This is a genomic window from Acetobacter aceti (assembly GCF_002005445.1).
In the GTDB taxonomy this organism is placed as follows: Bacteria; Pseudomonadota; Alphaproteobacteria; order Acetobacterales; family Acetobacteraceae; genus Acetobacter; species Acetobacter aceti_B.
This window is the reverse complement of record NZ_CP014692.1, coordinates 404460-430543: the sequence shown is the minus strand read 5'-3', so window position 1 is coordinate 430543 and position 26084 is coordinate 404460. Positions and strand designations below refer to the sequence as shown.

The 26084-nt window shown below is 58.2% G+C and carries 19 protein-coding genes; 10 read left to right on the top strand and 9 right to left on the bottom strand.

All coding sequences use genetic code 11. The annotated features are described in order from the left end of the window. Window positions 1-695 precede the first annotated feature (695 nt). Both A0U92_RS01925 and A0U92_RS01920 read left to right on the top strand, forming a co-directional pair. Entirely contained in the window at window positions 696-2327 is a 1632-nt protein-coding gene (locus A0U92_RS01925; RefSeq protein ID WP_187668832.1) for a glycosyltransferase 61 family protein, read from the top strand. 86 nt (window positions 2328-2413) lie between these two features. Next, the gene (locus A0U92_RS01920) at window positions 2414-3400 is read left to right on the top strand and encodes an alpha/beta hydrolase (protein ID WP_077811767.1); all 987 of its coding nucleotides are present in this window, start codon (window positions 2414-2416) and stop codon (window positions 3398-3400) included. A 51-nt stretch (window positions 3401-3451) separates the two neighbouring features. On the opposite strand, the gene A0U92_RS01915 is transcribed toward A0U92_RS01920, so the two are convergent. Both A0U92_RS01915 and A0U92_RS01910 read right to left on the bottom strand, forming a co-directional pair. Further along, window positions 3452-3919 carry a hypothetical protein gene (locus A0U92_RS01915; protein WP_236748226.1) on the bottom strand — a complete coding sequence of 156 codons (468 nt, stop codon included), beginning with the start codon at window positions 3917-3919 and terminating at the stop codon, window positions 3452-3454. A 251-nt stretch (window positions 3920-4170) separates the two neighbouring features. Beyond that, a complete protein-coding gene (locus tag A0U92_RS01910) occupies window positions 4171-6033 on the bottom strand; it encodes an N-acyl-D-amino-acid deacylase family protein (protein WP_077814189.1) in 1863 nt (620 codons plus the stop codon). 238 nt (window positions 6034-6271) lie between these two features. Between A0U92_RS01910 and A0U92_RS01905 the strand changes: the two genes are divergently transcribed. Continuing rightward, window positions 6272-7138, top strand: coding sequence for a 4-(cytidine 5'-diphospho)-2-C-methyl-D-erythritol kinase (locus A0U92_RS01905; RefSeq protein ID WP_077811765.1), 867 nt, complete (start codon window positions 6272-6274; stop codon window positions 7136-7138). A gap of 128 nt (window positions 7139-7266) precedes the next feature. Next, entirely contained in the window at window positions 7267-7704 is a 438-nt protein-coding gene (locus A0U92_RS01900; protein ID WP_077811764.1) for a hypothetical protein, read from the top strand. 194 nt (window positions 7705-7898) lie between these two features. Here A0U92_RS01900 and A0U92_RS01895 read toward each other — a convergent pair whose 3' ends face one another. The 3 genes from A0U92_RS01895 to A0U92_RS01885 all read right to left on the bottom strand — a co-directional run bounded on the left by A0U92_RS01895 (window position 7899) and on the right by A0U92_RS01885 (window position 13092). Next, window positions 7899-9869, bottom strand: a complete 1971-nt coding sequence (locus A0U92_RS01895; RefSeq protein ID WP_077811763.1) for a glycosyltransferase — start codon at window positions 9867-9869, stop codon at window positions 7899-7901. Between the two features lie 11 nt (window positions 9870-9880). Beyond that, window positions 9881-11815: a Hint domain-containing protein gene (locus tag A0U92_RS01890; RefSeq protein WP_077811762.1), complete on the bottom strand. Its 1935-nt coding sequence runs from the start codon at window positions 11813-11815 to the stop codon at window positions 9881-9883. 140 nt (window positions 11816-11955) lie between these two features. After that, complete coding sequence (locus A0U92_RS01885; RefSeq protein WP_077811761.1) at window positions 11956-13092, bottom strand: Mrp/NBP35 family ATP-binding protein; 1137 nt, start codon at window positions 13090-13092, stop codon at window positions 11956-11958. A 308-nt stretch (window positions 13093-13400) separates the two neighbouring features. Between A0U92_RS01885 and A0U92_RS01880 the strand changes: the two genes are divergently transcribed. Further along, on the top strand, window positions 13401-14609 hold the full coding sequence (locus A0U92_RS01880) for an OpgC family protein (protein WP_077811760.1): 1209 nt from the start codon (window positions 13401-13403) through the stop codon (window positions 14607-14609). Between the two features lie 24 nt (window positions 14610-14633). Continuing rightward, entirely contained in the window at window positions 14634-15290 is a 657-nt protein-coding gene (locus A0U92_RS01875; protein ID WP_475638750.1) for a GDSL-type esterase/lipase family protein, read from the top strand. A gap of 280 nt (window positions 15291-15570) precedes the next feature. On the opposite strand, the gene A0U92_RS01870 is transcribed toward A0U92_RS01875, so the two are convergent. After that, window positions 15571-17544, bottom strand: coding sequence for a lytic transglycosylase domain-containing protein (locus A0U92_RS01870; protein ID WP_077811758.1), 1974 nt, complete (start codon window positions 17542-17544; stop codon window positions 15571-15573). A gap of 194 nt (window positions 17545-17738) precedes the next feature. Then, a complete protein-coding gene (locus tag A0U92_RS01865) occupies window positions 17739-18575 on the bottom strand; it encodes a uracil-DNA glycosylase (protein ID WP_236748331.1) in 837 nt (278 codons plus the stop codon). Between the two features lie 377 nt (window positions 18576-18952). Here A0U92_RS01865 and A0U92_RS01860 point away from each other — a divergent pair, with 377 nt between their 5' ends. The 4 genes from A0U92_RS01860 (at window position 18953) to leuD (ending at window position 23880) form a co-directional block, all read left to right on the top strand. Beyond that, window positions 18953-20734: a tetratricopeptide repeat protein gene (locus A0U92_RS01860; RefSeq protein WP_236748225.1), complete on the top strand. Its 1782-nt coding sequence runs from the start codon at window positions 18953-18955 to the stop codon at window positions 20732-20734. 154 nt (window positions 20735-20888) lie between these two features. Further along, entirely contained in the window at window positions 20889-21512 is a 624-nt protein-coding gene (locus tag A0U92_RS01855; protein ID WP_077811755.1) for a methyltransferase family protein, read from the top strand. A 316-nt stretch (window positions 21513-21828) separates the two neighbouring features. Further along, complete coding sequence (gene leuC / locus A0U92_RS01845; protein WP_077811753.1) at window positions 21829-23235, top strand: 3-isopropylmalate dehydratase large subunit; 1407 nt, start codon at window positions 21829-21831, stop codon at window positions 23233-23235. 24 nt (window positions 23236-23259) lie between these two features. Continuing rightward, on the top strand, window positions 23260-23880 hold the full coding sequence (gene leuD, locus A0U92_RS01840; RefSeq protein WP_077811752.1) for a 3-isopropylmalate dehydratase small subunit: 621 nt from the start codon (window positions 23260-23262) through the stop codon (window positions 23878-23880). Window positions 23881-23947: 67 nt separating this feature from the next. Here leuD and A0U92_RS01835 read toward each other — a convergent pair whose 3' ends face one another. Both A0U92_RS01835 and A0U92_RS01830 read right to left on the bottom strand, forming a co-directional pair. Beyond that, window positions 23948-24139 (bottom strand): hypothetical protein, encoded by a 192-nt coding sequence (locus A0U92_RS01835; protein ID WP_236748224.1) that lies wholly within the window; start codon window positions 24137-24139, stop codon window positions 23948-23950. A gap of 152 nt (window positions 24140-24291) precedes the next feature. After that, a complete protein-coding gene (locus A0U92_RS01830) occupies window positions 24292-25893 on the bottom strand; it encodes a B12-binding domain-containing radical SAM protein (RefSeq protein WP_077811751.1) in 1602 nt (533 codons plus the stop codon). Window positions 25894-26084 lie beyond the last annotated feature (191 nt).

Below are 26084 nucleotides of genomic sequence, written 5' to 3'. Positions count from 1 at the left end.
CCAGATTTTGAACTGATGACCATGAACGGGACCGGATGTCTTCCCAATAAATATTTATCGCGATATTCATGATTTTATTTTTCGGTATTTTTTTGATAAATAATCGATAAAAATATAAATATTATTGCTTTGTAAGTAATTATTGGTAATTTACCTTTCTATTTTTAATAGTTCCTTATCTGAAGTCCGCACAGTCTGGGGCAGGAGAAGAAATGTTTATTGAAGAATCTCGTGAGGATCTGTCCGCATGGAAATCAGAAACCTCCAGAAATATTCTTTTCCGGCTGATCAATGAATCACAGGGATTCCTGAAAAATACCGCCGAGACGTATCTTCGTGATATTTACCTGCACGGCGAAAACTGTCTGCAGGAAGTGCATGCATCCTGTGTAGCGCTTTTGAAATCAGAAGCCTCCACCGGACATGAGCCCAATCTCGCAAAGCTGGCGTATGTCACGGCTCGGGAAAAAGGCGTCACATGGAATGAAATACTTCCTTATTTCAGGAAGACGGTGAGCAGCTCAAAAGAGTATTTTTCGAAAGAATTCGACATCTACGATAACAGGTTCGCCTCCATCCCGAGCCTTATCAGGCAGATGCGGCATAATCCCGAGCATTACACGCGCGAATATATCGAGAATGTCGGCTTCTTCAACAAGAACAGATCGGCTCTTTATACCTGCTACAACAAGCCTATGGCCCGTGATTATATATCGTTAAACTTCGGCGATGATATCACCTCTATTTTTGATCGTCTGGAAATCCCTCAGGCTGAATCAGATTTTTTCCTGCTGCTGTCCCTGTATAAGGAAGGTGGCGTTTCCGTTGACATCCACTCCGTTGCCCGAGCCAACATTTCACCGATCGTGAACTGCGCCCGCGGTCTTGGTATTATCGAAAGAGAAGGTTTTCTGGACAAGAGCTTTTTTTGCTCCAGACCAGACAATTCCCTGATCAAAGCCTATATCGAACGTGTCGTAGCCTATGTAGAGCATTGTATCCGTCATGCAATTCCTCTCGACTACAATCTTATCACTTCCAAATATGCTTTTCAGGCTTTCATCCTTGATTCCTTCTCGACAGAACCAGACGCCATATCAAAAGACAGCATCACTCTGATTGATGCGGAAGTGTATGACAGCTTTATTGAATCAACACCTGAGGAAGAGGATATTCCATATCGTGACAATGGAATTCACTTCAAACGAGTCAACATTGTCGGTTTCGCCAGTCGCAATACCATAAAATCTGATATTTCCACCTGCAAACTCATAAATTCCATGCCCGGTTGTTATTTTCCGCCAAGCGACAACGTGACAATCGTCGGAAACACTTCAAAACCTGAGGCTTACAGACAAACAAGAAATCCTGCCGCCATTCCACAGCTGAATATTTTTCAGGTCAATGACCTGGGACTGAGTGGCCATGGAAGCTACTGGTCAAAAGGAAAATTCCTTCGTCTTGAAGCCTATCTTTCCTTTGTTACGGAACAGGAAACTCTTGCTGGACATTGGAAAAGTCTTGATCAGGCAGAAAATGTCCGTCATGTGGAAGAACCGGTCATTGTCGCCTTCGGGGCAGGTTATGGATGCTACGGGCATTATCTCGTTGATGACATCCCCCGTCTGAAAGTCGCTCAAAAACTTCTGGGAGAAGAAGAGTTTCGCAAAAGAAAGATCGTTATTACTTCAGAAACTCCCTCCTGGGGTCGCAAACTGCTGAATACCGTTGCAGGCATTCCATCAGAATCATTTCTGTTTTTTGATCATGTGAAAGAATTTCTCACGTTCTCCGACGCAATCATCCCGTCGTATGTCAACATGTCTTACATGTACCATAAGTTTATCAAGGAATGTTACGAAGGTCTCGTCTCCGAAGAGATCAGACCCTGGAGAAAAATCTGCCTTTCCCGCAAGGCGTGGGAACCCAATAAAACATTTCAGCGTGTCTTCGAACAGCAGGACACATTTGAAGAGATGGCCAGAGAGAGAGGGTATGAAATCGTTCAGCCTGAAACACTCTCCATCGAAGAGCAGATCCGGCTCGTGGCTGAGACGAGATGTCAGATTGGCGAGCATGGTTCGGCTCAGCACGCTTCCGTCTATAATCAGCATGGCATGACGATCGGGACACTCAATCCGCTCAATCAGATTCAGGCCAATATCGGCCGTATCTATCGCGACAGAAATGTTCTTGTTTTTCCCGACAAGGAGCAGAAGGATGACAGGAACAATACCTTCTTTTCATTCACACCAAAGAAACTGGAAGAGTTTTTCAGAGTTGTTGAAGCCGAGAACCAGGCACGAGACCACCTGTACGAAGCCTGAGTCCGGAAGAGTCAAATCAGTGATGATCTGACTCTCGGCAACAGCCAGCGACACAACGATCGCCAGAGATACGGAGTGGTTAGTATATGCTGTTGAAACGCAGGCTTTTCACACTGAATGCCGCCGCCACACTGACAGCGCCGTTTCTGACCCGCTGTTCTCGCGCTTCCTATGACTTCCATTCAGGCGCGGCCGGATACCCAGAAGAAGCCCTGCCTGAAGATGACCTGCATATCCCCCTGTGGGACGGCATGCCCCCTGACGGCGGCGGCCCACAGGGCATGCCAAGACTGTCGCCACATGGAGCGCTGACAAATATCGCCACTCCCACACTGAGCGTCCATCGACCGGAGCGCCCCAACGGCGCAGCCATCATCGTCGCAGGAGGGGGTGGCTATCGGTATATCCAGATCAGAAAAGAAGGTGTCCTTCCCGCCCAGTGGCTGACCTCGCTCGGCATTACCGCCTTCGTCCTGTTATACAGACTTCCTGGAGAACACTGGAAAGATGGCCATCTGGCTCCCTTTCAGGATGCCCAGCGCGCCATCCGTCTTGTGCGCGGCCATGCAAAAGCATTCGGGATCGATCCATCAAGGATCGGCGCTCTCGGGTTTTCCGCCGGCGGACATCTGATGGGGACGTGTGCGATCCGGCCGGAATGGAAAACCTATCAGCCGGTCGACATGTACGACACCATGTCCGCCACCCTTGCTCTCAGTCTGCTCGCCTATCCTGTGGTCACTCTGGAACCGCCCTACCAGCATACAGCCACGCGTCGGATGCTGATTGGTGACCATCCGACGGAACAGGACAGTATCGACTGGTCAATGCAAACTTATGTAAAGCGCGGCGATCCACCTTTTTTTCTCGTGCAGGCGGCGGACGACCGCATCGCAAGCGCCGAGAATACTGCTATTCTGGAAAAATCCTGCCAGGACAACAATGTTGATGTAGTCAGACATCTTTTCAGAAACGGGGGACATGGCTTTGGTCTGGGACGCCCCGGCACAGACACTGCTGTCTGGCCGGAAATGGCTCATGAATGGATGCGTCAGAAACATTTCATCTCCTGACATCAGGAGATTTTCAGAGGCGAACTGATATCCGGAATATTGATGACACCATCAGTTCGGCAGTTCAACATTCTCCAGCAATTCATAGACGTGACCGCTGTCATTCCACTGCCACACAGCGAACGCCGAACCGGTCTCTCCAAAAGCAAGATCCCTGACCTTGTCATGCACCGTCGCGAGAACAGCAACACCTGCTGCATTATCCTGCCAGATCACCCGGTCATTTCCATCAAGAAGGGTCAGACTGCTTCCACCCGCTCCATAGCAGGCACTATCCTCAAGGAAAACAGCCCTTACATCAGGCAAAGCTTTTCCGACATCCAGCGTGATGCTGCGAGGCGTCACAGGATGATTGCAATCATCAATATATTTTCCATCCCGGAATTCCAGATTCCCGACACTCCGCAGGCTTTCGGCACTGGAGATGGCAACGGGCCTGGCATCCTTGATGGTCAGAAATTTCGCCTTTTTGACCTGCTGACCATAGTCTTCAGCATGCGCCGCAACAGCGACGCTCATCGCAAGAGCTCCCGCCAGAACGCAAAGCCACCTCATCGAACACCCTTTCAATCCTCATAATGTGCGCCACGCAGGAACACACCGTCTTCCACAACATGACACAGACTGTATTAAGCTTACAGGCAGAGAAACAACCTGTCAGCAGTCACAATAGCCACAGTGATTTTAACACAAAAAAACAATCTAAAAAGCTGGTTGAAGGCTCCTTCGCCAGCGGCGGACTGCCGGCGCCGCCCCTGAATCCGCCTGTTTCAGCGGGCACGCAGCACCGAACCATAAGACATCGCGCCCAGACCGTCCGCATACTCGCCCTCGATCCAGACACGCCGTCCTGACACCATAACCTCCCGAACGACGCCCACTGGCCGGTTGACCATGGCGCGACACCCCAGTTCCGACCGTTCCTGTAATTCACAGGTCTGCTCGGGATTCCACAAACGGAGCGCTTCCGGGTCGATGAGACACAGATCCGCCTTGGCGCCTGTGCGGATGACGCCGACATCCAGACCGAAAAATTCAGCCGGAATGGAGGTCAGACGCATGATGCTCTCGGCAACCCGGACGGCTCCATCCTCCTGCGCGATCTTCAGGGTGCGCAGGTTGCCATCGTAAAAAGCTATATTCGCAAGATGCGCACCACTGTCGTTAAAGCCCGGGAGCGTCATGGGGTGAAACAGAAGATGCCTGAGGATATCGGGATTATTATTTGCAATAACAGTATTCCAGCGCAGCGCAGTATCCCATTCACGCAACAGAAACAGCAGGAACAACGCGTCGTTCTGCACAGAATCCCGCGCTTTCCTGAACAGTTCCGCCTCGGCAGCGTTCTCCGCTCCGTAACGTCCTCCCGATGTCCGCCACAGTTGCAGTCGGCGATAGGGTTCTTTCAGAGTCTTGCCGCACCAGTGTGGAAGCGGACACTCCACGACATTCATGTCTGCGAGAGAGCGGCTCAGAACAACATGATCAAGACGGAGCCATCGCATCAGCCGGGCAAGTGACAACCCTTCCCTGCCCTTCATCCACATGCGACAAAAATTCTTTTCCCACTGGGGATCATTCAAAATCCGGAGACGTTCCTTTCGATCATCCAGCTCAAGCTCATTCAGAGCACGGAGTTCCGGCAGTTCGTCCGCGACCGGATTGATGGCGCCATCGCTCCAGATTCTGAAAGGTGCCGACAAAGCCTGAAAATGGAAGTGTCCACCAATGATTTTTGAATTGAGTATGCGAGCCAGCATAAGGCAGAGTCTGTAAGCCAACTGGTTGGTTCGCAGATCAAGGGCTGCCAGAACGGATGTCTTCAGCGCACGCCGGTAAAGACGTCGACTGGTCAGCAGAAACCCTCTGACTGCGGCGACAACATCGTCTTTCGGCGGTGTCGCCTGCCAGACTCGTCCAAAACGCCGGACAACGGATAAAAGACGTTTTATTTCTGAAAATTCAGCATACTGGGTTGGTATTTTACTTTTCTTGTTCGGAGAATTGGCGAGAAAATGGAAGGGGAGCGCATCCGTGGACAGACCGACATATCCCTCTTCCATGGCCGTCTCCACCAGCCGCTCCATCTGCCGCAGTTCCGCAGCCGTTGGTTTTCGGGAAACCGATCCGGTCAGACCCATCGCCTCAATCCGCACCATGGAATGCGGGAGGAGCGGCGCGATATTCACACCAAGCGGCAATGACCTGAGATGATCCAGATAACTGCCGGAACTGTTCCAGCTACAGTGTTCAGCCACTTTTACCAGAACGGCACGGGGGATATTTTCCACCCGGGCAAAGCAATCCACAATTGGATCCTCACCATTGCGACGCTGGTTGCCGTAGGTCACACCAATCGAGCAGTTGCCGATCACGACAGTGGTCGTTCCGTGCCTCACGACTTCCGGGAGGCCGGGCGTCAGTTCCACTTCCAGATCGAGATGGGTATGGATATCGAGCATGCCCGGCAGCAGCCAGAGCCCTCGACATTCAATTTCCACTGCCTCCTTCGAAGCGGGAAGGGCTTGCCCGACGGCGGCGACAACACCATCCCGCACGAAAATATCGGACTCGACCGGCGCTCCCCCAAGACCATCAAACAGGGTGGCGTTTCTATACACAGTCTCAGACAAGCCGGCCTCCAGATAAGCGCTCTTCGTGACTGAAACCGGCTGGCTTCCACACGCCATACCTGCACTGAGCGACTCTATTCTACAGAAACACAACGCTAAATAAGGGCAATAGTTTCTTCTGGTCCTGTATTATTGGTGAAACGCGGCACATACCGGAACCGGCCTGTTCATATCTCGCGCCATCCGCCAAGCTGCGCTAAACCAAGGCAGGCCGATCCCACAACAGCCGGATGAACCCGTGAGTCATACAGAAGCAGCCCATGCGAAAATCAATCTCTACCTGCATGTCACGGGCAAAAGGCCGGATGGCTACCATCTGCTCGACAGTCTGGTGGTGTTCGCGGGAGCTGCGGACCAGCTCACTTATGTGCCTTCCGCAACCCCTCTGTCGCTTGAACTGACCGGCCCCTTCGGGCGGAAGCTCGCCGCGGAAGCCACCGACGACAACCTTGTCATTCGGGCGGCGCGCCTGCTGACAGAGAGCGGCGACACCCCGCTCACCGGCCGCCTCGTTCTCGAAAAAAACCTGCCGGTCGCGTCAGGTATCGGAGGTGGATCAGCCGATGCAGCCGCCACACTCCGTCTTGTGGACCGGGTTCTGGCTCTCGGCACGCCGGAACAGCGTCTTCTGTCGATCGCCGAGCAGTTGGGAGCGGATGTGCCCGTCTGTCTGGTCCAGAAGCCAATCCTGATGCGCGGCATTGGCGAGCAGCTTGATCCGGCGCCAACCTTGCCAGCCTGTGGCATAGTGCTCGTGAACTGCGGTGAGGCCGTTTCCACGCCTGCGATTTTCAAGGCGCGCAACGCTGCTTTTTCAGGTGACGCCATCCTGCCGACCGGGTGGCCGTCCGCCACAGCCATGACGGACGATCTTCAGCGTCTCAGCAACGACCTTGAGCCGCCCGCCTGCGCACTCTGCCCGTCCATCAGCATTGTTCTGGACGCCATCGGCGCATTGCCGGGCTGCCTTCTCAGCCGGATGAGCGGTTCCGGCGCTACATGCTTCGGTCTGTTCGACACAGCCGAAAGCGCGGAAGCCGCCGGAAGCCTGCTCAGGCAGGAACAGCAGAATGACTGGTGGATCTGGGCGGGGCCTGTCCTGTAACGCCCAACTCCGCCGCCAGCCTGAAAGAGTGTTTCTCTCATAGAGAAAACAGCTTTATACTGAGCCGAGCAACCTCCTGAAAAACCTGTTTCAGGTCACCTTGATCAGCAAGAAAGGCTGGCCGAAAAATGAGCAAGAAACCGACCCCCAAGAACACTCCAGTTCCTGAGGAACCCGTCAAAGACCCTCATATTCATATTTCGGCATCCAATGACCTCAAGCTGGCTTCCCTGACCATCACATCCGGCCGCAAGAAAATCGTTCTGGACCTTAATGTTGCTCAGGTTGCTGATCTGATCTCCGGGCTCGGAACGGTTCATCAGGCCATGATCGGCACCGAGATTCCACCCATCGAAGGCGTTCCCTTCACGCCGGTACGTCGCACCAACTGGGCGCTGCAGCTTGATCCGGAGACACAAGGATCGATTCTTGCGTTTCAGCATCCTGCCTATGGGCCTGTCGGCATTGCCATGGCGCCGACCGACGCGGCGAAAATGGCGCACGGCCTGTCCTTGCACCAGCAACTCAATGCCGCGACGCTGAAAGCCTCCGGACCGGCCAACTGATTGGTAACAGTCAGAAAATTCTGAATGTTGTCTTTTGATGGGACTGATGGGGCTGCGTCCCTTTGTGGAGCCTGGGACAAAACTCTCGGGAGCAGCCATACCGTTTTTGGATATGCTTGCAAAAATCTGAAACATCTTTTCAGGAGAAGACACAATCCAGAGATCCTGGAACAGGCTTCACCCAAAACTTCCGGCTACAGGCTCCCGCTCTTCATGCCCTTACCAGCAAAAGCGGCTGACAAAGCCTGCGCCATTTCTGCTTCAACCGATTTTTCCGCAAAAGACGCTCTGAGCAATTTTCGCCCCAGAGCAGACTGCTCTTTCAGCCTGTCTTCATCGCCCCATAACGCCGCAAGAGCAGCAACAAACGCCGCCGTCTCCGCAGGCGCTACACAGGAACGCTGAGCAGCCAGAAGCGGCAGACCTTCCGCCGCCATTGGCGTCATCAGAACCGGGACGCCATGCGCCCAGCTTTCCAGAATCTTGCCCTTGATGCCCGCACCAAAACGCAGCGGCGCGACCATCAGCCGCGCCGCTGCGAAAACACGAGGGAGCTCCGGCGCATAACCCGCGAACGTCAGTCCATCACAGGCAAAAGACAGGGTTTCCGCCGTCATGCCCGAACCGAAAACCGTGATCGCCAGCGAGGGATTCAGACGACGCAGGGCGGGTACAATCTCCGTAGCCAGCCAGCGGACAGCATCCCGATTGGGTGCGTGACCGAAATGGCCGAGAAAAACGATCCTGTCCCGTTTCGCCGGACGATACATCGTCTTTCCGACAGGAACCGCCCAACGCACGGTGACAGCGGCGCAGGATGGCACGCCTTCCCTGATGCGCGCCGTCTCCTCATCCGAATGGGTGATCACCACATTGGCGCGCCATGTGATCATACGCTCTCGCGCTTCGCTCTGGGCGGCGAGAAGAGTCAGTTCAGGCCGCTGCTCGACCTGCGCCTGTCGCCGTAGACGGAGACTGTCGATATCCGCCACGGACCATATGATCCGCGCCATCGGACAGAGACGTCGCGCCAGTTCCAGATAGGCCGACGCATTGCCGAGGCGATGCAGATAGATGAGCTCAAACGCCTCGCCCGCCTGTCTGAGAATGGCCTCGACCGACTCCCATAAGGGCGGCCTGAGAACTGTAATCCCCTGCTCTTCAAGTAAAGCGAGAACGTCCTCACGACAGCCGGGAATGAGACCTGGCGTGAAGAACACTTTCAGCCCCGCCGCCTGCATGGCTTTCATGTGCGACAGCAGCGCCACCGAGGCCGCATCACGCCGCGCATCAGGGGTCTGATCGTCAATCACCAGCACCTGACGCTGCACCGTGACGGTACGATTGGCCTCCTGCCGGCGCAGACGACGGATTTCACGTCGGGACCCCAATCCCAACGTGCCTTCCGCATCCTTCCTCCTGAGCGTCTCCAGACAGGACGCCAGAAAATCAGCAGCCGTCCGGATCTTCTCCACATCGCGCAACCCACCAATTTCGCGATGGGCGAGATTCATCATGGCCTGATCGAAAAAACCCTCTGCCGCTGGCAGGATTTTCGCACCTTCAGGAAAAGGCGAACCTGTATCAGGGTGGATTTCGACAGTATGCGCCGTGAGCGGGTCCGGCGGAAACGTAAACAGAAACTCGAAGCCATAGCGCCCGCTTCCCAAACCCAGATCACGAAGATCACGGCGGAAGCTGTTGGCTTTCAGAAAGGCGACTTCCTGCCCGTCGAGCAGAACCGTCACTCCAACGGCACGTTCGGGCCGATCCTCGTCTCGTATCCACCCGGCGACCCGCTCGTGATCGAGAATGTCGATCGCGCCCCGCATCCCCAGTACGGTCTGCTCATCCGTCGGCGCGGGCACGAAAACCGGAGAGCCACTGATCTGCTCTCCGTTCGGAAGTCTCACTTCGATCCGTGAAAAATCGTTCTCCGGCAGCGGCGGCACCCAGACATGACGAAAGGCGCAATAGCCATCGCTATGTCCGGGCTCCACAAGGTCTTCGCGCCAGCTTTCGGCGGCCAGTTCCGCAACCTGCACGCCATCACGGAAAACGGCGAGCGGGACGGGCGTAAACGGGTCCGTCTCATCCCTCGCCCATCCTTCGATGACATACCGATCCGCCCGATCAAGAAAGGCGCGATAGAGCGGACCGGTCATGAGGGGCTGGCTCAGGCCGCTGCTTTCATGGACGACACAGCCCGCAGCGAGAACGCGCCGCTCGCGGTCGTGATCCCACGCGGCAGACCGAACGTGAAGCCGTAGGCAGCCGCACCGTTGCTCACCACGCCGCTCGGACCATCGGCCAGCGTCATACCGAGAACACGCCCGTTCAGCAGCACTTCCAACGCCACAGGCTCGGACGGCGTCAGCAGGTCAACAGCCCAGCCGCACAGCAGACGCTCCCTGTCAGAAGCCAGCAGGCCCAGCCGCACAGAGCTGCCCGCCGTGTGCTGGCGCACAACGCTACCGGTATGGGCCGACAGACGGTCGCGGATATGTTCCAGCATCGTGCCGTCTTCCAGACGTGGCGCGCAATAGACCGCCTCGACGGTCTCCGCGTCCGGATAAAGCTCTGCAAATGTACCCGCGTTGTGGAACATGCCGCGCGAGCCGTCATCGACGAAGCTCTCGGACGGAGCGCCCTCGGCCAGCAGGAGATCGTGGCTTTCAAGCTCGATGTGGATATATTCCACCCGCTCGCCGATACTGGCGAAATGGATGGAGCCGCCGTTCACCAGACAGTGCGCCGGGATCAGATACCTTTCCACGAACATGGCGTGCAGCGGCGAGACTGTCAGCGCCCGCTTCGGCAGATTGTGGCCCAGCGACCCTTTCTCGAAGGTCACGGGGATCAGGTCCGGATTGCCGCGGGCGAACACACCGTCATAGGCGCGGCGACCGATCCAGCGGATGGGACGCAGCGCGCCGGATGCCGTGCGGACCAGATCACCGATTTCCAGCGCCTCGACGGGAGTTTCACCCTCCGCCGTGGCGATCAGCGTACCGGGGCAGTAGCACGGCGCGGGCGTACCGTAGTCGATCAGCGTGCTGCCATCAGTATCGGTCGTGACGAACAGTTTGGTCGGATCATAGACGCCGTCAAACAGGAGCGTTTCGCTGACGCCGTCACGGGTGATGGTCAGCCTGTTGTCGCCGCTGAATGTGTAATCCGGTGTCCCGGAACCTGTCAGGTCCGTGATGTCGATCGTGCCGCCATTGAGCGCGATCCGGTCCGTGAACAGGGTGTCTTTCGACACGTCCAGCCTGCCGCCGTTCTCGAGCGTGATGTCGGTCAGCGTCGCGCCACTGCCTGCGCTCAGAACACCGCCGGAGCCGACATCCACGTTAATCGCCGTGCCGCCCGATGCGACAAAGGACGAGCCGTAGGCGTTGAGGGTTGTATGGGTGGCTGAACCGCCGGAAGAGACTGTCTGCTTTCCACCGCTGTTGACCATCGTATCGACAACTGAACCCCCAGAGGAGACAATCTGCTCCCCGCTCCTGTTGACCATCGTAAGACGCGCGACGCCGCCGGATACGATCTGCTCAGAATAGGCGTTCAACGTCGTATTTTTCGCCAGTCCGCCAGACTCAACATATTGCGTCGCATCAGCGGCGGAATAGGTAATCGGCGTGTAACCCCAATAGGGATCGTTCTGATTAGGAAGAAAACTGCCACCCGGCGCTCCTGCAAATGTCGCGCCGTAAGACTCTCCGCCAGCATGAACATACTGGCTCGCCGAATAGACTTCAGCGCCGCCACCCCATCCATGAACGTTATTCTGTATTTCCGCGATGGTCGTGGAAAAAACGGCGCTGGTGCTGAGCCCGTACACATCCTCCTGCACTATTGCATTACGGACGATGACACTGGCTGAATTGGCTGGAGTGACCGACGTGAAAAAGGACGCTCCCCCTGATTCCACAACAAGATCTTCTCTTGCGTAGGTCTCTGCCGAAGCCCCCAGGACAGCGGACGTCACCACTCCTCCGCTTCCAACCGTGGTGACAATGCGCCCATTTCCGGAATCGACATTCTGCGTCACATCCCCGGAACTGGTGGATGCGCCCGAAACAGAACCGCCATTTGTTACACTCGACATCAGGGCATTCCTCAAACCTGCTGATGCGCCCACCGCCGAACCGTTAACAAAATGACATGGACGCCAATATTTGGTTAAATATTAACGTAAAGCGCCATCTCAAAAAAAGAGCAAAAAATATACCTGTTCTCAGACCGTGATTACCGTCTGCGTGGCAGTTTCCGCACAACTCCGGCCACGCCAGCCGCGAGTGAGCGGTAGGCCTTCGCGGCCTCGCTCTCCGGTGCTCGCACCACAATCGGCGCTCCCTCGTCGGCGCTGAGGCGGATATCGGCCAGCAGCGGAATTTCGCCGAGAAACGGCACATCGAGCCGTCGCGCTTCTTCCCGAGCGCCGCCGTGACCGAACAGTTCCGTGCGGTGATTGCAGTTCGGGCAGCAGAAATAGGACATGTTCTCGACAAGCCCCAGAACCGGCACGCGGGTCTTCTCGAACATCGCCACACCGCGTCGCGCATCCAGCAGGGCAATGTCCTGCGGTGTCGAGACGATGATTGCCCCGCTCAGGACGGCTTTCTGCGCCAGCGTAAGCTGCGCGTCTCCCGTTCCCGGCGGCATGTCGATCACCAGAACGTCCAGCGCACCCCACGCGACATCGCCGAGAAGCTGGCCGATCGCCCCCATCACCATCGGGCCGCGCCAGACCATCGCCTGTGTCTCATCGACCAGCATGCCGATGGACATGGCGCGCAGCCCCCACGCCTCAACCGGGATCAGCTTGCCGTCGCGCACTTCGGGCTTGCCGCTGATGCCGAGCATACGCGGCAGCGAGGGACCGTGGACATCGGCGTCCATCAGCCCGACCGACAGTCCTTCCAGCGCCAGTCCGGCCGCCAGATTGACGGCGGTGGTCGATTTACCGACGCCGCCCTTGCCGGACGACACGGCGATCACCGCCCCGACCTGAGGCAGCAGCGGGCCTGCCTCGGTATCTTTGTTTCCCACACCCCCCAACGGTCTATGACCGCCTCCGGCTCTCGCCTCCGGCCGGGGCGCCGCGGTCGGGCGATGGGCTGTCAGCAGCACGCTCGCGCGCCATTCCGGAAAGGCCCTGTCCAGCGCCAGCTCAGCTCCTGAAGCGCTTTTTTCAAGCGGCTGCGCAAGGGAAGAGGGAACGGCCAGTGTCAGCCGGATACGTCCGCCAGCTACCTGGCAGGACTCAATGTGTCCAACCTCCAGAAGGGACTGATCACTGGCCGCTCCCTCGCTGGCCGGCACGATGACGCCCCTGATGACTGTCTCGATTTCCTCACGCGAGGGAACCCGCTGCTCGGCCATGACATCGCCTCTTTTGTCTGCTGTGACCTGTGTATATGGCGTCTACGGCCTGGAACGACCAGATGGCATGATACCAATCCTGCTCCGGAACGTCTCATAAAGCATTCCCGGTCATACTGTGGAAGCTCCCTGCCCGTCAGATCGATCCCACGCCGACGACCTCACCATGAAAGATGTTGCATGGATACCAGCGTCGCCGAAAAATGCGCCTCGCGGCTCGGAAGGGGGCCTCACGCTTCCGTGTATGGTTGCTATAGAGTGCGGACTTCTGGCGACCACTCCATTGCCGTCACCATGCAGGACAGGACATGACCGCCACGCCCTCCTCTTTTCCTCTCTCCGGCCACCCTTCAGGAGGCCGGACCGACAAGGCCACGGTCACCCTGAGCACTCCGCCTGCTGTCAAACGCAGTCGTGATCACCGTGTCGACGCCCTGCGCGGCATTGCCCTGCTGATGATGTTCGTGGACCACATGCCACAGAACCTCCTCAACCGGCTGACCATCCGGAATCTTGGCTTTGCCGACGCCGCGGAGATTTTCGTGCTGCTGGCCGGATATGCTTCGTGGCTGGCTTACGGGCGTGGATTTCCGAAATACGGACTGGCTGAGACTCTCCGCAAGATCGCCGTGCGCTGCGGAAAACTCTACATCGCCCAGACGATGATGATGATAGCCTTTGTCGTCATCGTCCGGACATGGCGCAATTTCACGCCTGTTCCCGTCGATTTTCTTGAGCCTGAACTGGCGCATGGTCTTTCCAATTTCTGGCGTGTCTTTCTGCTGGATGCGCTGCCGTCCAACCTGAACATCCTGCCGCTTTACATGGTGCTTCTGGCGGCCTTTCCGCTGATGTTCTGCGTGATCCGGTTCAACCGTTTTCTCGCACTGGGGCTGAGTTTCGCCCTGTGGCTGCTGATCAACATCGACCCCAGTGTCAATTTTCCCAACTGGCTTGATCCCGATGGCTGGTATTTCGACCCGCTGGCATGGCAGTTCCTCTTCGTGCTGGGCGCATGCGGCGCCATTGAGGCCGGTCGCCACAACGGGAACCTGCCCTCCTTTTCCTGGCTGAAAATCCTTTGCGGGGGCTACCTGATGTTCTCGCTGCTGGAGGCTTTTCCATGGACGCAGTGGGGGCTGCCGACCATTCGTCCGCTCACCCTGCCCTCTCCCGACAAGAGCACGCTGGCGCCCCTGCGACTGCTCGATGTCCTGTCCATTTTCTATCTCGTGCAGTCTTCGCAACTGGCCCGGCAGTTCTCGGAAACATGGCTGGGACAGGCGCTGGCGCTGTGTGGACGCCATTCGCTGGAGGTCTTTACGGTCGGTACCGTGCTCGATCTGATCGGTCGCCTGATCTTCACCACATTCGGGGAAGGCTGGCTGTTCCAGATCGTGATCAACATTGCAGGCCTGTGGATTCTCTACTGTGTGACGGTTGTCTACGAGCGTAAACGTAACCGGGCGCGTGAGATGATGAAGTCATCAGAGCCGAAGCGGCATGCCGCCTCCTGACCCGCTCCATCCGCCTCTACCGCGGTGACGACGCCCAAAGACACAGGAACCTATACGATGAGCCATTTTCCCCGTCTGACCCGGCTATTGCAGGCTGGCTCCTCCGTGAAGATCTGCCTGTTCGGCTCGTCCACGGTCGAGGGCATCGGCGCAAGCGCGCCTGAGAACGGGCTGTGTCCGGTTGTGGAGCGGACGCTACAGCCCTTCATGCCGAACGGTGTCACCATCATCAATCGCGGGATTGGCGGCAACGGGGCCGAGGAAATGCATGCCCGGCTTCAGGAAGTGATTGACGATCGCGCCGATCTGGTGATCTGGCAGGGCGGCACCAACGATGTGTGGAAAGAAAAACCTGTCTCCAGCTTCATTGATCAGACCCGCGATGATCTGGAGAGCCTGCGTCGGGCGGACGGCTGCGATCTGGGCATGATCGGGCCGCAGTGGTGCAGGATGATGGAAGAGCTCCCGAACTTCCCGGCTTTCCGGGATGCGGTGCCAGCACTCGCCACCGAGATGAACATCCCGTTTTTCAACCGCTACGCGCTGATGAAGTCATGGTGCGCCGAATATGACATGACCCGTGAGGCGCTCTCTCCTGACGGTCTGCATCTGGGCGATTTCGGCTATAAGCTGCTTGGCGAAGCCGTGGCGCGGTGGATTGTCGAGCTGACGGGGATTTAAGGCTCGGGACTTTGCCCACACACCCCACAAAGCGACCCGGCCCCTTTGATCCCGACCTGTTCAATTATAAGGGGTGAAGGGGTCTGTGACCCCTTCCGGATAAAAGGTCAGAGCCCTTGCCTGATCTTCCTGTTTGTCAAACTTTCTGAAAAGCTGACTGACAGGTTCCTCTCAGGCGCTTCCTGAGTGTCACCTTTCCAAAGCAGGTGATCACCCACCAGTTCCTGCGCTCAACACGCTGATGGAGTCCCGCCTTCAGACCGGACACATTGAAGACAAATCAGTGAATGGTCGGAGAGATGTTTGCAAAGGCCACATGTAAACGTGCCGGGGACGCAAGCTGGAGTTCCGGTCCGAAGCCCGGCCATTCGCCATCCGCCAGAGCCTCCAGAGATGGTGTCGGCAGATCAAGCCGATCAGCATAGGTCCACAGATAGGAAAACGCCTGTGTGACATAGGCCCGCGTCTGCGCGTTCGGCAGGCGCTCCATATAGAGCAGCGGATCTTCAGACACGCCCGCGCTCGTCTCCCAGTGGGAAATCGCACCCGGTCCGGCGTTGTAGCTTGCCAGCAGACGGATCAGGTCGCCGCCTTCCGGCGCCGCCTGCCCCGCCCAGCTCAGATGGGCCAGATACTTCACATAACGCTGTCCGATTTCCAGATTAAGACCCGGATCGTGCAGCACCTGCGGTGAAGACGCGAACCGGTCCGCCTGACCGGTGACAAACCCTGCCGTTCCGGGCTGGATCTGCATCAGACCGTGCGCCCCGGCGCCGGAGACGGCTCCCGGATCAAAATTGGATTCCAGACGGGTCAACGCATACACCAGCGCCGGATCAACGGTGAAACCGTGGCGTGGATGCAGGGCCGGCAGCGGCAGATGCTCGCCATGCTTGCCGGAAGACTGTTCCATGGACTGGATGGAATCCGCCATTTCCAGCGCCAGATCATTCAGCCCGGCGGCAGCGGCCACCAGCTGGAAAGACTGCGCCAGCGCCGTATCATGCACAATCTGGGGCCAGTAGCGACGAAGCGCCTGCTCCGCCCGCTCCTGCTCGCCCACCTGCATCAGGGCGAACACGCGACGCCCCACGAGGGTAGCGCCCACGGCTTCCACATCGATTTCTGTCAGGAGCGGTTCGGAAGGCGCGGCATCCGCCGACACTTCAAGAGCCGCATTCTGCATAGCGCCGTCACGCATCACATGATGCGGAACGCGCTCCATCATGCGCCGCGCCAGCAAGCCGTAAAAACTGGTCGGGGCGGCCTGAGCCCGCTGTAGCCAGGGCCGGAAGGAGGTCGTCTCGCCGAGTTCCTGATGACCGCGAGCTGCCCAGAAAGCCGCCGCTGAAATCAGTTCGGGTGTTACGAGGGGCGCGCGGGAGGCTGTCTCGAACAGGACAACGGCTTCTGCCTTGCGTCCCTGGGACCAGGTCGCCAGCCCGGCCATATAGGCAGGGAAGCCAACTTTCCCGTTGCCGCGACGGAAAGCCTCGCGCCCGATCTTTTCCGCATCCGCAAAAGCGCCCTGACTCAGAAGAGCCTGCGCCACTTCACCACCCAGCTGGGCCGCGTAGGGCGGCGTCATTCCCGGCGTGATCGCAATCAGATGCAGGGCGCTGTCCGCACCTTTTGCGCCGAGAGCGGCGCGTTCCATGACCGTGCGGTCCAGCAGGATATTCCGGACAAACGCCCGGTCCATCGATCCGTTGGCGTTTCCTGCATGTGCGCCACCCAGCATGGCGAGCGAGGGCGCCGCAGGAAGGGGAACTCCACGCTCCGATAACGACGCCAGACGGTTATAGACCGCCGGTGCATCCGCCATGTCAGCGTGGTCATGCAGCCAGCGTCTCATTTCCGCCGGGGTGGGATGATAGGATGGGCTGAGAATTCTTTCAGCCAGAATGTCGGCGAGCAGGGTGGTGTCGGTCAGACGGGTCGTGCTGGCCAGAGCTTCACTGAAGGCGCTCTGCCGCTGAAGCCGGAAAATAGCCCGCACGAGAGTCGCCATGTCAGAAGAGAGCGGACGCGGCAGCGCAACAGCCTCATCATCGGGGCCGCCATAGGGCAGACGCGATACGGCCATGGCGACTTCATCGCTTCCATGGCCGTCGTGCGCTGACCGGGATCCCCCTCCGTCTGGGGGAACCGGCAGCGGCCGCGCACTAGCGAAGGATGCTCCCGTCAGCAGGGCAGCGCCGGCAAGCAGAAACCTGGCGGCGATCGAGTGAGAAATATGGCCTATGGCTCGCATGGTGGCGGGGGTCTATAAGTTCCCACAGGAAAATGCAAGCTTGCTGACAATCATCGCGCGACAACAGACAAGCTTCACTCAGGAATACCGCTTGCAAACGCCTGAATTCCCATGATTATCACACATGGTAGAGAGATGCTTCTACCTGAGTCTATTCCTGTCCGTCAGCCTTCATTATTCCACTATTACGCCACTTAATTCACAACATCATCAAGTGTTACCGCAAGTAACAACATATCATCCCATATCTGGCGGCGAGCGCTCGCACCCGCCCGCAACTGTGAGGGGTGTCTCATCGCCATGACCGGCCTTTGCGGGCCGCCTTCCGAACCCCATGACGTCGTACGCCAACGCCCCCGGGCGCGGGCAGGATTCACGTCAGGACCAAGAATCATCCGGGTCGCCAGACCGCCGCACAGAAGCAGTCTTTCAGGCTGGTAGAGTGCTATACTCCTGAGAAGTATCGGCAGACACTGCGCAACCTCGGCGGGAGACGGGGGACGCCCGCCCGGTGGACGCCAGGGAATCGCAGGAGCCAGAATCATCTCCTCACGGGTCCGTCCGATCGAGGCGAGCATACGGGTCAGGAGCGCCCCGGATTCTCCCGAAAAAACAACGCCACTCCTGTCCTCATCGGCATCCGGTGCGTCCCCGATCACCATGACGCGCGCCCCAGCCGGTCCACGCGCCAGAACGGTGTGAGTCGCCGTGTCCCTCAGAGTGCAGGCCGCGAAACCGTCAATGGCTTTTTCCAACGCCTCAATGGTCGCAATCCCGTTCAGCGCCAGCAAGGCGGCATCATGACCATACAATAGCCCGGACGGCTGTTGTGGTTCAGCGCTCTTTTCAGGGGCTCGCCTGTCAGCAATCCCCCCGGAGAGCTCAGGAAGCGGGGCGGCCTGATGAACCGTTCGTGACGCCTGTTCGGTCTTCCACTCGGCAAAACGGTCGTGCGGCTCCTCATCCAGCAGGACATCGACTCCCCACTCAATCTGCAACTCCAGCAGCGCCGCAACCGCACCAGCGTCCATGGTCACCAGATTCTCCACCTTCTCCGCACGGTCACTATAGAGAAAGAGTGGCTACGCGTCCCCCTGCCCGGAAAAGATCGCCACAGCCCAATCATAAGCGAGCGCCACCAAGGCTACAGGACAATCCCGCACGCAAGGCATTGACCCGCACCCGGCAATCAGGCCAACGCGCAGCAGGATGCCGTGCTCCATTCTGTCGATCACCGGGTCGTGACGAACCCGCCCCCTTTCTTACCTTCCATCTTTTTTCAAACTTCATCAGCCATACAGGCTCGTGGTTGGCCTATCGCTCTTGCCGGGTTAAATCTTTCTCATGGCCGTTACTGCCACGGGATGCCACCATCCCGTTCACACATCGTCGGAGGCACCTCACCATCATGCCAATTCGTCCTGTCCTGTCCGCCCTGCTGCTGGCCTCTTTTCTGTCCAGCAGCGCGATAGCCGCGGGACAGAAGACTCCGACAGCCCCACAAAAGACTGACGCGACCCCATTCGTGCCTATCGACGCTCCGGACTTCATGGTGGGGCTCATCGCCGCACGCGCCAACGACTACGCGACAGCAGCCCAGGCCTACAGCGCGGCTCTGGCGAAAGATCCGGACAATGCGGAACTGCTCAGGCAGGCTTTCTCGGAAGCGGCGCTCGCCGGTGCGCCCAACGCCGTGGATCTGGCGCACCAGACACTGGCCAAAACAGGCGGCCGCAGCATTCTGACCGCTTTTGTCCTCGGCAATGACGCCGTGCTGCATGACCGCTGGGCAGAAGCGTCTGCGGCTTATCGCAGCATGCCTTCCGACGCCCTGACCAACATCCTGTCCCCTCTTTTGCAGGCATGGTGTCTGGCTGGCGAGAAGAAATACACGGACGCCATTGCGCTTCTCACATCGGCAAAATACAGCACATCTCCCGCGGCGCCTTTTTATGTCGGTCACGCCGCGCTGATCGCTCTTCTTGCCGGAGACACCGCCCAGGCCAGGACGCTGTTCGACAGGGCCAACCAGCTTTTCCCTGCGAGCGATCTGCTGATCAACCGGGCGCGCGCCAACCTTCTGTGGCAGACAGGACACCAGAGCGAGGCCCGCACGCTCCTTCGTGCCGCGACAGGCAGCGACACCGTCCTGTCCCTCGCCGAGCCCGAGTTGCAGGCTTCGATCGACACTCCTCCCGTGCCGACCGCACGTGACGGCGTGGCGCATGCTTATGTGCTGGTCGCCTTCATTCTCCGCCAGCAGGCTCTCCACGCGCCGGAAGTAGACAGCATGCAGCAGATCAACATCGCCTCGGCGATGATGCTGCGCATGGCGCTGACCCTTGACCCGACGCTGGCCATTGCCCGCCTGATGCTCTCGGAGATTGAAGAAAGTCTGGGACACAAGGATATCGCCATCGCGGTTCTGAAGGACCTGCCCGACACCAACCCTCTGACACGTGTCGCACAATATCGCGTGGCGATGCTGGAGGATCAGCTCGGCAATCACGCAGATGCCCGCATGAAGCTGGAGCATCTGGCCCACGATGCGCCGAACCTCGTGCTGCCGATCCGCTCGCTCGGCACAATACTTGCCGAGAGCAAGGACTGGCCAGCGGCGATTGACGCGTTCAGCAAGGCGATCACCAACGCCCGCGCCAGTCAGACTCTCGACTGGACCCTGCTGTTCGAGCGGGCCGCAGCCTATGAACGCACCAACAACTGGCCGAAAGCCGAAGCGGATCTTCAGGAAGCCCGCAAAATGGTGCCTGACGAGCCGATGCTGCTGAACTTTCTCGGATATGGCTGGGCGCAGCGAGGCCTTCATCTGACTGAAGCGACCGAACTCCTGAGACGGGCTCTCGCTCTGGACCCCGATGACGCCGCCATCCGCGACAGTCTTGGCTGGGTTCTGCTGCGTTCCGGCAATCTGCCTCAAGGGGCGGAACTGATCGAACGGGCCGCCGAACAGACGCCGCTCGACCCGGAAGTGAATTATCATCTGGGCGTGGCTTACTGGGATCTCGGACGGAAAACAGAAGCCGTTGATCAGTGGAATGTCGCCCTCGGCCTGAAGCCCGAGGCGGATGATCTGCAACGCATCCAGTCCGCTCTGGATTTTTCCAGAACGGCTGACACCGGAACCAAATTTCCGGTCCAGGACGTCGTCGCCCCTCCTACACACAAATAGCCTGCTCTTCCATGACACTCCCGCAGGGCGGGTCTTGTAATGAAGGTGAGGCGTTTTCTCGACGGGAGAAGCGCCTCACCTTTTTATTATTTCAGGCAATCAAAAATTTACCGGGATGTTTCATAATATAGGGAGACTATGTCAGCGATGAAACATGCCTCTTTCCAAACCTTGCGCCTCCCTGATCGAACTGGGTGAAAAAACCCTGCTTCTCGGCACCGGCTGTTACTTCGTCTATGCGAATTTCACGCCAGTCTTTGTAACCCATACCTTCGTGGCGAGCCTCTACATGGCGGAAGCCCTGCTCGACATGGCCTTTACAGCCATGCGGCGACCGGGGCCTGTCAGCCGCGACTGGCGGGACTGGCTGGTGGCTGTCATGGGAACCTATGCCAGCCTGCTGGTTGTCGCGACACCGCACGCGACATCCCTCCTCCCCACCGTGGTTTGTGGCGGTCTGGCCCTGACAGGTATCCTGCTCAGCCTCTCGGCAAAGCTGTCGTTGCGTGAAAGCTTCGGAATCATCGCCGCCTCTCGACAACTGAAAACAGGCGGCCCCTACAAACTGGTCCGGCACCCGATGTATGCCGGTTACCTGCTGATGCAGATGGCTTTTCTCCTGCAATATCCCACGGCTCGTAATACGGCGGCCCTCTTCTTCACCTGGTGGATGCAGATCATGAGGATCAGGGCAGAGGAAAAGATGCTGCTGACCAACAGGGAGTGGACCGAGTGGGCGAAAGGGGTCAGGTGGAAGCTGCTACCCTTGGTGTTCTGAGGGTCATACCTCTGCTGTGGCACGAGACGTCCGCACGACAGAACAGGAAGCAGGGACGATCACTCCGCTTTCAACAGCCATGATCCGACCGGATATACCCGGTCAGCAATCCCCGGCGGATGGAGCCGGTCTTTCGGCCTGCTGATGGCTCGACGCTCCTGTCGGGCATCGGCATGTCGAAACTGCCGAATAGTATGCTATATAAGGATAAGCTTCCGCTGCCCTGCGCGCATCATCGGTGCGCAAGACCGAACTTGACGGTCCGCATGGCCGGGGAGCAAAGGTCTGCTTCATTTCGGGATAATCAGGATTGGCCATGTCACCGCGTACTCTGTTCGACAAAATCTGGGACAACCACGTTGTCGATACTCTCGAGGACGGGACCGCCATCCTGTATATCGACCGTCACCTTGTGCATGAGGTGACCAGTCCGCAGGCGTTCGAGGGGCTGCGTCTGGCTGGACGCAAGCTGCGTCATCCCGAGAACACGATCGCCGTGGTGGATCACAACGTCCCGACATCCGACCGGACGCAGCCAATCGAGGAGCCGGAAAGCCGCAACCAGATCGAGACGCTGGAGCGCAACGTCCGCGAATTCGGCGTTCCGTATTTCCCGCTGCTGTCGGCCAATCAGGGCATCGTGCATGTGGTCGGTCCCGAGCAGGGTATCTCGCTGCCGGGCATGACCATCGTCTGCGGCGACTCCCATACGTCCACGCACGGCGCGATGGGTGCGCTGGCGTTCGGCATCGGCACGTCCGAAGTCGAGCATGTGATGGCGACGCAGACCATCCTTCAGAAGCCCGCCAAAAACATGAAAATCGCCGTCGAAGGCGCTCTCGCTCCCGGCGTGACGGCGAAGGACGTCGTGCTGGCAATCATCGGCAAAATCGGTACGGCTGGCGGCACGGGTCATGTCATCGAATTCTGCGGCTCCGCCATTCGCGGGCTGGACATGGCGGGCCGCATGACGGTCTGCAACATGGCGATCGAAGCTGGCGCCCGCGGCGGTCTGATCGCTCCCGATGAAACGACGTTCGACTATGTGAAAGGCCGTCGCTTCGCGCCCAAGGGTGAAGGCTACGATCAGGCGGTCGCTTACTGGAAGACGCTCGCCACCGACGAAGGCGCTGTCTACGACACCGTCATTAGCCTGCGCGCCGAAGAGATCGAGCCTTGTCTGACATGGGGCACCAGCCCGGAAACGGTGCTGCCGATCAATGGCACAGTACCTGATCCGGCGAATGAGCCTGATGAGGCCAAGCGCGCGCAGCTTGTACGCATGCTGGATTACATGGACCTGAAAGCCGGACAGAAGATCGCCGGCACGCCGGTCGATGTGGTGTTCATCGGCTCCTGCACCAACAGCCGTATTGAGGATCTGCGGGCGGCGGCGTCCATCGCCGCCGGTCGCAAGGTCGCTGATGGCGTGCGGGCGATGATCGTGCCGGGCTCCGGTCTGGTGAAGGCGCAGGCCGAGGAAGAGGGTCTGGACCGCGTGTTCCTCGACGCCGGTTTCGAATGGCGTGAGGCAGGCTGCTCCATGTGCCTCGGCATGAACCCGGACAAGCTGACGCCGGGCCAGCGTTGCGCCTCGACCTCGAACCGTAACTTCGAGGGGCGTCAGGGGCCGGGTGGCCGTACGCATCTGCTGTCACCCGCGATGGCGGCGGCGGCGGCGGTGACCGGCGTGCTGACCGACGCCCGCGAACTTACGAACTGATTTCGGCAGAGAAGGACGAAACCGATGGAGAAATTCACCACTCTGACGGCTATCGCGGCGCCTCTGCCCGAAGCCAATATCGACACGGACAAGATCATTCCGGCCCGCTTCCTCAAGACGACGAAGCGCACCGGTCTTGGCGTGCATGCGTTCGACAGTATGCGCTATCACCCGGACGGCTCGGAAAACCCTGATTTCGTGCTGAACAGGGAGCCTTACCGCAAGGCGGAGATTCTTGTGACGCACGAGAATTTCGGCTGCGGTTCCTCTCGTGAACATGCGCCCTGGGCGCTGCTCGATTTCGGCATCCGCTGCGTGATCGCACCGTCCTTTGCCGACATCTTCTTCAATAACAGCTTCAAGAACGGCATCCTGCCGATCCGCCTGCCGCGCGAAGTCTGCGATATGCTGATGGGCGACGCCTCGCAGGGTTCAAACAGCCGGATCACGGTCGATCTGGCCCGTCAGGTAGTCATCCGCCCGGACGGACAGGAAATCAGCTTCGAGATTGATCCACTGCGCAAGCATCTGCTGCTTGAAGGACTGGATGATATTGGTCAGACGCTGAAGCGCGAAAACGCCATCGAGACGTTCGAAGACAAACGGAAGCAGGACGAGCCCTGGTTCCCCAAGATTGCTGTCTGAAATATACAAGGTCCCCGCCTCATGGCGGAGACCTTCTCCGATCGACGCTGAGCGTCCGGCTGGATACTCAGCCAAATTCTCTATCGACTTCGCGAATTCCAGACCTCTGTTTCTCCGGCGGGCGCCCCACAGGGAACGGCATATCGGGAGCGAGTTCCAGACCGGAAAGATCCGGGACCGCGAGACAGCTCCATTCGCCAGTCGGCGCGATGCCTTTCTCGTAGAAATCCTTACCGCGATACATCAGAACCTTTTCCACGTTCTCCTCCCTTGCCGAGCGCATGAGCCGAACCTCTCTGTTTCTTCCCGTTCAAGGTATCTGACACCATCAGCATCGGGTCGCGTGCGCTACGAATGGCGTGAGGGCATCCCGCAGCGAAACCCCTCACATAGATGATCCCATCAACAGGGTCATGCAGGCTGGAGTTCTTCCTCAAGGGCCTTCTTCCGCAGAGGGGGAGCCTGCCAGCGACCCTGCTCGATATTGAGAATCTCCTGATCAATCTCTTGAATGACCTGACGCGCAAACGGACCAAGGTGCAGATACAGCGCGCTTGTCATGACCACATAGGGCAACGCTTTCGGGTTATGCACGGCACAATCGGCCAGCATCCGCCAGAATTGTCCCGCTGAGCCCGGACCAGCACGGTGAATGCGGAAGAGCAGCCTGAAGAAGCTGCGGAGATCTCCCTTGATCATCCGATGCACGCGGGAGCGTCTGAGCATCCGGCCCAGTCTCCGCACACGACCGAAATAGGCGGTCGGCTCATAGATTGTTCTGAGCACCGTCCGGTAATCGTCCAGCACATCCCGGCGTGAGCGGCTGGTCTCAAAGTTCAGACCGGCCGTGCACTGGTCGCCCGACTGCGTCTGGCCGTCATCCACAAAGAGACGCTCCTCCGCCAGCAGTCGACGTGTCAACTGCGTGGTCGGCAGGGCGTAAAGCAGACCGACCATGCAGACAGGGATCGACGTATCTTCGATACACTCGATCATGCCGGAAGCGACGCTGCCTTTTTCGCTGTCGAAGCCCACAATGAAACCGGCGTTCACGAAAATTCCGGCGCCGTGGATGGTCTCGATACTCTGCTGCAGACTCCGGCGGGTGTTCTGCTTTTTCTGCGTCATGACCAGCGTGTCGGTGTCCGGGCTTTCGATGCCCACGAACACGGCGAAGAAATTGCTGTCGGCAAGATCCTTCAGCAGTTCGGCATCATCGGCAAGGTTGATGGACGCTTCAGTCGAAAACTCGAACGGAAAGCGCTTTTCGTTCTGCCAGCGCTTCAGGTCAGGCAGAAATTTCCTGAGCGCCTTTTTGTTGCCGATCAGGTTGTCATCCACAAAATCGACATGCCCGCGATAACCGAGGGCATGGAGCGCTTCCAGTTCCGCCATGACCTGTCCGGTCGTCTTGGTGCGCGGCACACGCCCATACAGCTCAATGATGTCGCAGAATTCACAGCTGAACGGACATCCGCGCGAGAACTGAATCCCGACATGCAGATACTGATCCAGCTTCAGAAGATCAAAGCGCGGCAGGGGGCTTTTCGTGACATCCGTCTTCCCCATGGGCGCTTCAAAAACACCCTCCGTATCACCACTGCGCCACGCGGAGATGAAATTGACCATGATCTCCTCGGCCTCACCGAGAACCTGAAAATTTGCGGCCTTATAGATGTCCGGGCTGGATGTGACGTCAGGGCCTCCGACCACCACAGGCTTACCCTTGGCCCGGCATGTCTCGATGATATGCAGGGCATCGTTTCTCTGCGGCAGCATTCCCCCGGTCATCACCATATCCGCCCAGGCGAAATCCTCTTCCGTCAGAAGTTCCGTGTTGCGATTGATCAGCCTGACGTTCCAGTTCTCCGGAAGCAGGGCAGCCACCGTGATCAGACCGAGAGGGGCCGCCGGATAGCGCGCACCGGTCAGTTCACAGGCTTCCCTGTAGTTCCAGAACGAACCTGAGTTGAAAAGCGGAAAGATCATCAGGATCTTGCAGCTGTCGGTCATAAGGGAGCATTCCTCAGATAAAACAGCTGATCACGATCAAAACGGGGGAGTTCCCGTTTTTTTCGAAAGCGCGCCGGGCCGCTGACGGGCCTGGTTCAGTTTGAAGGAAGTGGTGTGCAGGTTACGCCGTCTCCCGTCGGCGTCGAATGACAGGGCTCAGAACCGCGACACTCCGGCGAAAGATCATCGTA

Excerpts from the sequence above, each read along its gene's own strand:
- A0U92_RS01860 (WP_236748225.1), top strand. The coding sequence starts at position 18,953 with ATGCCAATTCGTCCTGTCCTGTCCGCCCTGCTGCTGGCCTCTTTTCTG.
- A0U92_RS01890 (WP_077811762.1), bottom strand. The coding sequence starts at position 11,815 with ATGTCGAGTGTAACAAATGGCGGTTCTGTTTCGGGCGCATCCACCAGT.
- A0U92_RS01915 (WP_236748226.1), bottom strand. The coding sequence starts at position 3,919 with ATGAGCGTCGCTGTTGCGGCGCATGCTGAAGACTATGGTCAGCAGGTC.
- A0U92_RS01880 (WP_077811760.1), top strand. The coding sequence starts at position 13,401 with ATGACCGCCACGCCCTCCTCTTTTCCTCTCTCCGGCCACCCTTCAGGA.
- A0U92_RS01870 (WP_077811758.1), bottom strand. The coding sequence starts at position 17,544 with ATGCGAGCCATAGGCCATATTTCTCACTCGATCGCCGCCAGGTTTCTG.
- A0U92_RS01900 (WP_077811764.1), top strand. The coding sequence starts at position 7,267 with ATGAGCAAGAAACCGACCCCCAAGAACACTCCAGTTCCTGAGGAACCC.
- A0U92_RS01855 (WP_077811755.1), top strand. The coding sequence starts at position 20,889 with ATGCCTCTTTCCAAACCTTGCGCCTCCCTGATCGAACTGGGTGAAAAA.
- A0U92_RS01920 (WP_077811767.1), top strand. The coding sequence starts at position 2,414 with ATGCTGTTGAAACGCAGGCTTTTCACACTGAATGCCGCCGCCACACTG.
- leuD (WP_077811752.1), top strand. The coding sequence starts at position 23,260 with ATGGAGAAATTCACCACTCTGACGGCTATCGCGGCGCCTCTGCCCGAA.
- A0U92_RS01885 (WP_077811761.1), bottom strand. The coding sequence starts at position 13,092 with ATGGCCGAGCAGCGGGTTCCCTCGCGTGAGGAAATCGAGACAGTCATC.
- A0U92_RS01865 (WP_236748331.1), bottom strand. The coding sequence starts at position 18,575 with ATGGACGCTGGTGCGGTTGCGGCGCTGCTGGAGTTGCAGATTGAGTGG.
- A0U92_RS01925 (WP_187668832.1), top strand. The coding sequence starts at position 696 with ATGGCCCGTGATTATATATCGTTAAACTTCGGCGATGATATCACCTCT.
- A0U92_RS01895 (WP_077811763.1), bottom strand. The coding sequence starts at position 9,869 with ATGACCGGTCCGCTCTATCGCGCCTTTCTTGATCGGGCGGATCGGTAT.
- A0U92_RS01830 (WP_077811751.1), bottom strand. The coding sequence starts at position 25,893 with ATGACCGACAGCTGCAAGATCCTGATGATCTTTCCGCTTTTCAACTCA.
- leuC (WP_077811753.1), top strand. The coding sequence starts at position 21,829 with ATGTCACCGCGTACTCTGTTCGACAAAATCTGGGACAACCACGTTGTC.